Genomic DNA, 3,220 nt, shown 5'->3' with positions numbered 1-3,220 from the left:
GGGCGGCAGCCGTGATCTGCGCCTGCCAGCCCGCCAGACGCGACCAGTCCAGAGGCTCGTGGCGGATGGCAACGCCGGCCATGGCCGGCCGGGCCGGCGGCAGATCGGGTCCGTCGTCCGGCAGGTCCTCCTGCCAGATATCCTCCATCAGGTCGCCGGAGGAGGCGGATGCCAGCGATTGCGCGGGCTCGTGCGACCGGGGATCGTCCCGTCTCGGGTCTTCCGGCCCCGGCGCATCCGGTTCTGCCCCGTCCGGCTCCGTCCCGTCTTGTGCCACTTCGTTCCGCGCCGGAGCGTCGGTCGCCGGGCGGACCGCCACGGCGGATGCAGCAGGGAAGGAAGCAGGCGGCGCCGCATCCGGCCGCTCGTCGCCGGGCGGCAGGGCGGAGGTGCGCGCATCGGCCGGCCGGCACTGGCCGAGGCCGCGCAAGCCGCGAAAACCGCCGTCGCTGTCGCGCACGGCCAGCGCCGACAACTGCACCGGAACGAACGCGCCGTCGCCATCGCGCGGCCACCACACGGCAACGCCGCTCCACGTGCAGTCTTCCGCCAGCCGCGCGAGCAGCCGGTTGCCGGAGCCGAAACCAAACCCGGCGGCGACCTGCCGCCAGTCGCGCCCCACGACAGCCGACGCCGCCGGCCCGACCGCCTGCGCAAGCTCCGGCGAAACGAACGTGATGACGTGGCGGGCATCGCTCTGCCAGCTGAAGCGCAGCGCCCGTCCGCCGGCGGCCGGGCCGCTCGCGGCGGGCACGACAGCCGGCAGGCGGGGCAGCGGCAGGGCCGGTGCCGCCTCCGCCGCAGCCACGACGGCCGGCCTGGCGGGCGCAGCGGGCGCGGGTGTGTGCGGCAGCGCCGCGATTGCGGCCGGGGCCGGGGCCGGCGCATCGGCCGGCGGCGCCGGCAGCAGCACAAGGCCCGCGCCCGCGTCGCCGAGCGGCACGGCGGCAAGCCCGGCGGCCGCCAGCCCGGCAGGCCCGAGGGCGGCGATGCCGGCCGGGCCGCCAAACGCATCGGCCGCGGCGGGCGGGCCGGCGATCAGTTGCGGGGCCTGACCGCCCCCCGCCAGCACCACGCCGCCGCCGCGCGGTGCCAGCAGGCGGGCGAAGGCCGCCAGCGCATCGCCGCCGGCCGCGCCGGCCTCTGCCGGCACCGGATCGATGACCAGCACGCTCAGCGCCGTGCCGCCGGCCGCAAGATGCAGCGGCTGCAGCCGGCACATGAAGCCGACCGGGCGGAAATCGACGAACACCCGCAGCCGCACCAGACCGGGCGAAATGAGAAAGTGGCTGGAGACATGGCGCGCCAGCGCATGACGCAGCGCCTCGCCGCGGCCGGGGTCGGCCCCGGGCGCCGGCGGCAGCGCGGTGAAGGCGCAATAATGCGCCGCCGCGGCATTGCACCACAGAAGATGCCGGGCGCGGGCATCGAACACGAACGCCATGCGCGCGTCGGCCGCATGGCCGGCGACCGCCGGATCGGCGGTGAGCGACCGAAACGTTTCGAAGCTGCCTTTTTCGGAGTTCGCCACCACGGGGGTCCTGCCGCCTTCCGGATCCAGTCGCTGTGCAGGCACCTGCCTGCGGGGCCTGCCATCCCGCACCGCCGCTGCGGCCGGAGCGGTGCGAATCGCCCCGGCCCCGCCGGCCGTGGTACGCATCGGGCCGACCATGACGCGCAACGGCCGGCCGGGCCACCCCGCGCTGCCGCACCGATGGTCGCGGCCCGTGCCGCGGGCGGACTCTAATATGGCAGCCGCGGAGCGGTCCACAACCTCGGGGATGGCATCCCCCATTGATCCGTCGCAGCGTTGACGCGACAATGACGGCAGCGTGCCGGGACAGCCGCCTGCCGGACCGGCGCCGCCGCCGACAGGGCGCTGCGCCGAACGGGGTGCCGCCGTTATGGCACCGCCGACATGGTGCTGTCGCATCACAGGCCTTTGATGCAGCCGGCAGCCGCCCTGCCCGCCGGCTGCATTGCGGATAAGCCCGCCGCTCTGCGGCAGGCCGGTGTGAAAGCCGGCCCACAACGAGGACGCTGACCCATGACGACCCAGAAAACCGGCACTTTCGCTATTCCGGCCGAGGTGCGGACCTATGCCGAGAACAGCGTCGATCAGGCCCGCAAGGCCTTCGACGAGTTCATGACCATTGCGCGGCGCACAGTGACCTCGCTGGAGGAGCCGGCCGCCGGCACTTTCGCCTCCCCGTTCGTCAACCGTGAGATGAACCGTCAGGTGCTCTCCTTCACCGAGGAGAACGTTGCCGCCGCCTTTGCGCTGGCGCGCGAACTGGTGCGCGCCGGCACGGTCGAAGAGGTGGTGAAGCTGCAGTCGGACTTCCTGACCGGCCGCATGACGGCCATCGGCGAGCAGATGCAGGCCATCGGCAAGGCCGCCGTAGCCCCGATCGACGTGACCGCGACCCCGGTGTCGCCGGCGGCCCCGAAGGCGGAGGCCTCCGCGACGAAGGCCAAGGCCGCAAAGCCCGCCAAAGCAGAGCCGCAGGCCGAGGCCGCACCCGCGGCCGAAGCCGGCGCCGCGGGCGAAACGCCCTCCGCCTGACGGCAAGCGGTTTCCCGGCCGGTTCCGCCGGCCGGGCACCCCGTCTGCGCGGGGCTCCGCCAGCGGCGCACGGACCCGTTTGCGGAATCAGTTTGTGCAACGCAAAATAATGTTGCGATGCAAAATAACGTTGGCTATTGTACCTCTGCAGCCGATGAGAAGGGGGCGGGCACGGGAGCCCGGCGCTTTCACGCGGTTGCCGAGGCGGCTCCGGAAGCCGGCCCGCACGGAGCACAGACCCGTGGCAGGCCGGGCGGATGCCGATCCTCCGCTGTCGTTCTGTTGAGACAACCGCCGCTCAGGCAATCACCTGCCACCAGAGGCAAATGTCAGTTGAAAGCCTGTCAGCGGGCCGGGAGCCCGACCAGCAGGCCGCCAGGAAGGAGCCGACTATGACCGAGAAGCCGTCCGTCGCCACCCGCGCCGCCAAGAAGACCCTCGCCGCCCTGCCGGCCGATCCGTTCACGCTGCCCACCGTCGAGGTGCCGCCGGCGGTTCGCGAGATCGCCGAGAAGAGCGTGGCGCAGGCCAAGGAAGCCTATTCCAAGTTCAAGGTCGCGGCTGAGGAAGCCACCGACGCCCTCGAAGACACCTACGAGAGCACCCGCAAGGGCGTGCTTGAGTTCAACTTCAAGGCCCTCGACGCCGCGCGCA

The 3,220-nt window shown here is 73.0% G+C and carries 1 protein-coding gene and 2 pseudogenes; 2 read left to right on the top strand and 1 reads right to left on the bottom strand.

From position 1 onward, the window contains the following. A pseudogene (locus V7067_RS14135) lies at nt 1-1,531 on the bottom strand (hypothetical protein); the annotation flags it as partial. Between the two features lie 516 nt (nt 1,532-2,047). Here V7067_RS14135 and V7067_RS14130 point away from each other — a divergent pair. After that, nucleotides 2,048-2,566 carry a phasin family protein gene (locus V7067_RS14130; protein ID WP_334176545.1) on the top strand — a complete coding sequence of 173 codons (519 nt, stop codon included), beginning with the start codon at nt 2,048-2,050 and terminating at the stop codon, nt 2,564-2,566. Nucleotides 2,567-2,958: 392 nt separating this feature from the next. Continuing rightward, a pseudogene (locus V7067_RS14125) lies at nt 2,959-3,220 on the top strand (phasin family protein); the annotation flags it as partial.

The organism is Pseudoxanthobacter sp. (assembly GCF_036822375.1).
Lineage (GTDB): Bacteria > Pseudomonadota > Alphaproteobacteria > Rhizobiales > Segnochrobactraceae > Pseudoxanthobacter.
Note: the sequence above shows the minus strand (reverse complement) of the source record. Positions and strands in the feature narration are given on the sequence as shown.

Coding starts and splice junctions, on each gene's coding strand:
- V7067_RS14130 (WP_334176545.1), top strand. CDS start 2,048: ATGACGACCCAGAAAACCGGCACTTTCGCTATTCCGGCCGAGGTGCGG.